This window comes from Nonomuraea sp. 10N515B (genome assembly GCF_052245915.1).
Taxonomy (GTDB): Bacteria; Actinomycetota; Actinomycetes; order Streptosporangiales; family Streptosporangiaceae; genus Nonomuraea.
This window is the reverse complement of the sequence record NZ_JBQQBQ010000199.1, coordinates 1-1,343: the sequence shown is the minus strand read 5'-3', so window position 1 is coordinate 1,343 and position 1,343 is coordinate 1. Positions and strand designations below refer to the sequence as shown.

The following is a 1,343-nucleotide window of genomic DNA, read 5'->3' as shown; positions in this document are numbered from 1 at the left end:
GGGTACGGCTTGCGCTCGCTCACCCGGCTATCCCAGCACAGGGCAGCCCGCCGACGGGCGGTAACGCTACAAATCCATCCGATCACACTGCGACATCATGGACTTCGCCTCGCGTAACGCCCTCTGACGATCGCTGCGGCGATTTGAGGCTCGGTTGCTTACGGCTTGCGACCCGCGACCAGCGCTCCCGGTTCCGGCAGCTTTCGGCGAACAGGCCAGAGGTCGCGCGAATCCGCGAGCAGCACTCCGACAGCGCATCGACGCTCCTTGTCGTCGCAGCGTATGTCGCTGCCGCCGTTGATCTTGACGGCGAACGTGTGTCAACGCAATGTCCACCCCACCCGTCTCATTCCGCCTGACCGGTCACGACCTGCAGCCAGAGATCGCGGGCAGCGGGGGCGGACATCCACGGGCTCTCGACGATGCCTGTGGAGCTTTCGTCCGGGATGCGGCGCACGAACCACAAGCCGGCCGCCGTACACAACTCGAACATCGGGAACGTACAGATGCAGGTGTGCTCGCGGACCCGCAGGCGGTCAGCGCGGGGAAAGCTTGGCGACCACTTCACCCGTACGGCATCTGCCTGCGGGTCCGCGACGTGCAGGCTGTGGTAGTCGAAGTGCGAGGGAGGAAGTCGTCTCACGACCCCACCGCCATCCGGCCCTGGTCATGTAGCAGGGACACGAAGGTCTCCGCGTCCTCCGCGCTCACCGTCTGCCGCAGCCCCTTGTCGATGTCGGCATCCCGCAGCCGGACACCGCGCCGGGTCGCATAGAACACGCCCGCATCACTGCGAAAGACCGACCAAGCAGGGAACGCCGCGCGAAGCACGTCGAGGTCATAGCTGGGTCTCACCATAAAGCCATGGTAGCTAGGCCTGTACAAGCCTGTCCATGCCATGCCAAGACATGGGCTGGAAGGAGCTGTATGTGCAGGTATTTCTATGGTTAGAGAGTGATTGAGTTCGAGCCCGATCGCTTCAGGTGGGAGCAGGTCGCCGACATACTCCGCCAGCGGATCAGCGACGGCACCTACCCGCCCAAGCACCTATTGTCCGAGGTGCGGCTGATGCAGGAGTTCGGCGTGGCCCGCGGCACGCTCCGCAAGGCCATGCAGCGACTGCGCGACGAAAAGCTCATCTACACGATCCCCAACCTGGGCAGCTTCGTCGGCCAGCGCACCGAGTCCAGCACTACCAGCGACAATCCCTCCAGCAACTAACGGGGCTTCGCCCCAGCCCGACGAGGCATCGGGGTTGTGGCTGAGGTGGGGGCTCCGGCTGGCGACGAAACGGTGACACGATGTGCCCGTTCATGTGCCGCATGTAGCGGTGGAGTAGCCCT

At 64.4% G+C, this 1,343-nt stretch carries 3 protein-coding genes; 1 reads left to right on the top strand and 2 read right to left on the bottom strand.

The window, feature by feature from the left end; genetic code table 11:
• Positions 1-346: 346 nt before the first annotated feature.
• Entirely contained in the window at positions 347-643 is a 297-nt protein-coding gene (locus tag ACTWQA_RS59010; RefSeq protein ID WP_443167500.1) for a hypothetical protein, read from the bottom strand.
• Positions 640-858 carry a hypothetical protein gene (locus ACTWQA_RS59005; protein WP_443167499.1) on the bottom strand — a complete coding sequence of 73 codons (219 nt, stop codon included), beginning with the start codon at positions 856-858 and terminating at the stop codon, positions 640-642. The genes ACTWQA_RS59010 and ACTWQA_RS59005 overlap by 4 nt, the downstream gene beginning before the upstream one ends.
• Before the next feature lie 96 nt (positions 859-954).
• Here ACTWQA_RS59005 and ACTWQA_RS59000 point away from each other — a divergent pair, with 96 nt between their 5' ends.
• On the top strand, positions 955-1,221 hold the full coding sequence (locus tag ACTWQA_RS59000) for a GntR family transcriptional regulator (RefSeq protein WP_443167498.1): 267 nt from the start codon (positions 955-957) through the stop codon (positions 1,219-1,221).
• Positions 1,222-1,343 lie beyond the last annotated feature (122 nt).

Coding starts and splice junctions, on each gene's coding strand:
- ACTWQA_RS59005 (WP_443167499.1), bottom strand. CDS start 858: ATGGTGAGACCCAGCTATGACCTCGACGTGCTTCGCGCGGCGTTCCCT.